At 53.5% G+C, this 3822-nt stretch carries 3 protein-coding genes and 3 pseudogenes; 5 read left to right on the top strand and 1 reads right to left on the bottom strand.

Annotated features, from left to right (window positions below; all coding sequences use genetic code 11):
- Together MRBLMR1_RS23190 and MRBLMR1_RS23185 are read left to right on the top strand one after the other, a co-directional pair.
- Positions 1–139 (top strand): annotated as a pseudogene (locus MRBLMR1_RS23190) (IS5/IS1182 family transposase); the annotation flags it as partial.
- 170 nt (positions 140–309) lie between these two features.
- Entirely contained in the window at positions 310–573 is a 264-nt protein-coding gene (locus MRBLMR1_RS23185) for a DUF982 domain-containing protein (protein WP_183687961.1), read from the top strand.
- A gap of 662 nt (positions 574–1235) precedes the next feature.
- Here MRBLMR1_RS23185 and MRBLMR1_RS23180 read toward each other — a convergent pair.
- Positions 1236–1460: pseudogene (locus MRBLMR1_RS23180) on the bottom strand (HNH endonuclease); the annotation flags it as partial.
- A 220-nt stretch (positions 1461–1680) separates the two neighbouring features.
- Here MRBLMR1_RS23180 and MRBLMR1_RS23175 point away from each other — a divergent pair.
- The 3 genes and pseudogenes from MRBLMR1_RS23175 to MRBLMR1_RS23165 all read left to right on the top strand — a co-directional run.
- Positions 1681–1998: a hypothetical protein gene (locus tag MRBLMR1_RS23175; RefSeq protein ID WP_500066485.1), complete on the top strand. Its 318-nt coding sequence runs from the start codon at positions 1681–1683 to the stop codon at positions 1996–1998.
- Positions 1999–3077: 1079 nt separating this feature from the next.
- The gene (locus tag MRBLMR1_RS23170) at positions 3078–3266 is read left to right on the top strand and encodes a hypothetical protein (protein WP_183687955.1); all 189 of its coding nucleotides are present in this window, start codon (positions 3078–3080) and stop codon (positions 3264–3266) included.
- 487 nt (positions 3267–3753) lie between these two features.
- Positions 3754–3822, top strand: a pseudogene (locus tag MRBLMR1_RS23165) (DUF6429 family protein); the annotation flags it as partial.

Below are 3822 nucleotides of genomic sequence, written 5' to 3'. Positions count from 1 at the left end.
AGAACGCTTCTTCAATCGCATCAAACAGATGCGGGGCCTAGCAACCCGATATGACCGACGTGCCGACAACTATCTCGCCGCTCTCAAACTTGCAGCGACGAGGATATGGATCGCATCAGCTAATGAGCCCGCGTCCTAGCAAAACTTATCTAACATATAGATAGGCGATCTTGTTCTTCCCAAATTAAGCCGCCCTGACGAACACCGCCATCTCTCGCCGACCATCGACAGGAGAACTTTCAAGCTGACGGCCGGGAACAGAATCAGCGCTATCGAGTTCATTGCGCGCTTAATGAGAGTACGCATGAAATGAAGTACGAGAAGTTCGAGACCCGGACGGATGCGCGATGGCTCGCTCCTGTCTGGATCCGTGTCGGGAGCGGCGTCGCCGAGGCCGTGAGAAGCCCTAACGATGCCCTCGAAAAGCTAGTGTATCGATGGCCCAGCCAGAGCGGCACCTATTATTCGCTTGCCAAGGCGACCTGCCTCAAAGCTCTTAGCAGCCGGCTTGAATTGAATGCTTCGCGTGAGGTGTTCATTAAGGCGGCGATTGAAGCGCAAATGCTTGACTGAAATCATGCCGGCATGCCCAGCGAAAACAAGAGAAGCCGCCCCTCGCGAAGGGACGGCTTCTCTACTGCTTTGTTAGCGATCACGAGACGAAGGCTTCAGTCCCTCGCAGCGAAGCTAGTGAGTTCCAGACAGGTAGCGATGACGATCGCCTACCGACATGTCTTGTGCCTAGGGCAGCTGCTGTTGGTTTTATGAGGCTTGCATAAACCGCACGCAGCAATCCTAGTACGTTTCCGTTTGTGATGCATCATGATCTCCGACAGGTGCCGGTGCGCCCCGATGGCGCACGCGCATGTGCAGAAGGCCGCTGATCAAGATGTCCATGTGACTATCGTAGACGCGCGCAACTGTTAGCGCAATCACACAGTCTCGCGTAGCCTCACACCTCGGCCGCTTGCGTCTTGGTCAGTAGCGTGACCGGATTATTGTCGTTAGCGGCTCTCATCGCTCTCCGCTTCGTAACCGTGGTATTGACGGCGCTTACTTTGAGCGTGGTCAATTATTCGGTGGCAAATCTTATGGTCAATTCCAAAAGGCCGCACACAAACCGGAAGGTCAATCAAGCCATTCACATTGCTGCCGTCAATAAAAAAAAGGCCGCCCCGCGCTCCAAGCAAGTGCGGCCAAAAAGACAGGATCGGAGGCAACCGCGCTGTCGCACCTCATCGAGAACACTCGATCGCCCGGTATTCCGTGTACTCACTCCGCCGAAATGTCTTGTGTAGCCAATCCGTGTCGCCGCGCTCGTCGTTGCAGCGTTTACACGACATGGCGATGTTGGATGGACGGTCTGTTCCGCCGTTGGCTCGCCGGCGTATATGCTCGATTGTCGCATTGTCTGGGCGTTTCAGCGAGTCACTATCCCACGAGAGGGAAACACATCTGCCGCAGTAGCAACAACGTTGAAACCCAGCTGGTTGAAACGGTCGGCGACTATCCTGCCGGCGCGAACCTTGGGCGGCTTATGGGCGTCCTCAATTTAAGGACACCGTCAATAGGACTGGTATGATCGGATGCGCGAGGCGGACGGGCTTCTCCCTTTAACCTGATTTTATTGCGCGCATGTCATCTCTGGCATCGGTGCCCTTGGCGCAATGAGAGAAAAGCTTGAAGCACAACAAATTGATCACGGAGCTCATCAGATCAGCAAACCTGATCGAGACGATCGGCGTCTCCGAGCGTGGTCAGTTACTCGAACGGGCTGTGGCGGAAATCTACGAATTGCGGGTAAAGGTCGGAATTCCTCGAAGTGTAAAGGGAAACGACGCTGTCACCGATCTAAAGATCCTGGCCACAAAAATCGATGCTATCCCTCTTCCAGCTGAGGAAGTTCGACGGGGGATGCTGCAAGCCGCCGGGATGATCCGTGACCTGTACATAGTTCGCGATAACGGAATGGAATTTTACTTTGGAAATCGCACATGAGACGTAAGCAGCAAACGGCGGAGTGGATAATCTTTTCAGGGATTATCTTTATTATCACCATCTCGGTGGCGGCAGTGATCGAGCAAATCTCTCTCGCTTCCGTGTGAATATCGCTCCTATACGAGTAGTGCATAAGACGCGCGGGAACATTTTCCTGCCTTCATTATTATATAGCCGCCAGACTTTTGTTGCGTCCGCTCTAGAAGTAGGCAGGCCCCGTTGCGATCCCAAAGCCGCAGCGGGGCTTTTCGATATCTGGCGCTTGGTCATGGAGCGAGTGCATCACGCAAACATTAAAACATTGGGAACTTTGACTGCGTAGGGTAGTAAGATAGGTACTGCTGCGAGGGAATTGCAATGCGCGGTCGCATCCCATCGAATGTAATCCTTCGACCTGACGATCTGGCGTTGCTTGAACGCGTTTTCGCCCAAGTGATTCCGGAACACGATACTCACCCGGATGAGCTCGCAATGCTGCTGGTGCGGTTGTTTCAGGACGGATTAACCACTGAACCAGAACTCCTCAAAGCGGCTGAGCGATGGTTTCGGTAGACAGTTAAAATCGATGGGAACGAATCCCTTGAGTAACGATCGAGTCGCAAAACGGAGTACTGCGTGTGGACCTCAATCAGACCGAGCCATTAGCGTTTTCGCAGATGACGGCTCATCAGCGTGATCGCGTGCTAGTCGAGCTCGCAAAAAGCCTAGCGTATACGGCCCTAGCTTCTCGAACTCTCTCAACGAACCATCATTTTCGCTTGGAGGAACTCGGCACGCAAATTGAGCGAGACCACGCTCTCCTTTCTGCCAACTATGAGGCTGCGGCAAAGCTTGTCTTCGAAGCAATCACTCTGATTGCTGATTTCGAATACGAGATGGGCAGAGGCGAGACGAAGCATTAGTTTGCTTGTTTGTGAACGCTCGCCCGGCACATGGCGAGCTTTATCCGCGGTAATATCCTTCGATTGATGTCAGGGCGGCGGGGTTTCTTTTTTCGACTTCAGCACTACGTAATTGGTATCGCCGGTTTCCCGGTGACTGGGAGATTGTTGAGCTCTCGCCTTAGCGCGGAGAGCCATATGATCACCACCGACCCCATCTATCGCGCCGTTCAAGAACCCGATCACAGCTGGAGTGTAATCGTGGTTGAGACTGGCCTTCCCTACCGCGTCTCTGGTTACCCCATGGATCTACTCACTGAGGACGTTGCGACAGCCTTGGCTGAGGTGCTGAATGATATCGATAACGACAAGCGTACGATCCATTGAATGGTTCGTATGAAGTCAGGGCGGTGTGCGGCGAACGTCCCGAATGAGTAGCGTCAATAATCGTTCTTCGATTGCAATAGTGCGCTCAACTCGCGCAATTTCCTCGTCCACCTCGGCGCTACCGGAACCATCACGGTCCCTTGACGGCCAAAGCACCGCAGCCCTTGCATGGTTTCGCGCTAATCGCTCTTTCAGTCGCTCAATCAGGTCAAACATCGACGACCCTTACTCCATACTTGAGGGACGCTAGAAATAGCTTTCCGAGACCGGGCATCACTAATGTGGGTAAGACGATGTCAGGGCGGGGAGCTCTGCCCCCGTTGAACAGACTAAACTAAAAATTGTATTTGAAGTTCCTTTCGCCGAGTAAGTTTCTCAGCCCATAGCTGGCGGAAGCGATAAATGACATTCGTCGATGTCAGACGGTGAGTACCCATCCGAGGTGGGCCGCGGGACTTAATGGGGCTCGCGTGGTAACGTTGGGTTCATGGAGATCGATAAGGACAAAATCGACGACGCGGTGCTGGCGTTGCTATGGCTGACGCTTCACAACGAG

The sequence above is a fragment of the Neorhizobium sp. LMR1-1-1.1 genome, assembly GCF_040675795.1.
Lineage (GTDB): Bacteria > Pseudomonadota > Alphaproteobacteria > Rhizobiales > Rhizobiaceae > Neorhizobium > Neorhizobium cellulosilyticum.
This window is presented reverse-complemented; position numbering and strand designations above follow the sequence as displayed.

Coding starts and splice junctions, on each gene's coding strand:
- MRBLMR1_RS23170 (WP_183687955.1), top strand. CDS start 3,078: ATGATCACCACCGACCCCATCTATCGCGCCGTTCAAGAACCCGATCAC.
- MRBLMR1_RS23185 (WP_183687961.1), top strand. CDS start 310: ATGAAGTACGAGAAGTTCGAGACCCGGACGGATGCGCGATGGCTCGCT.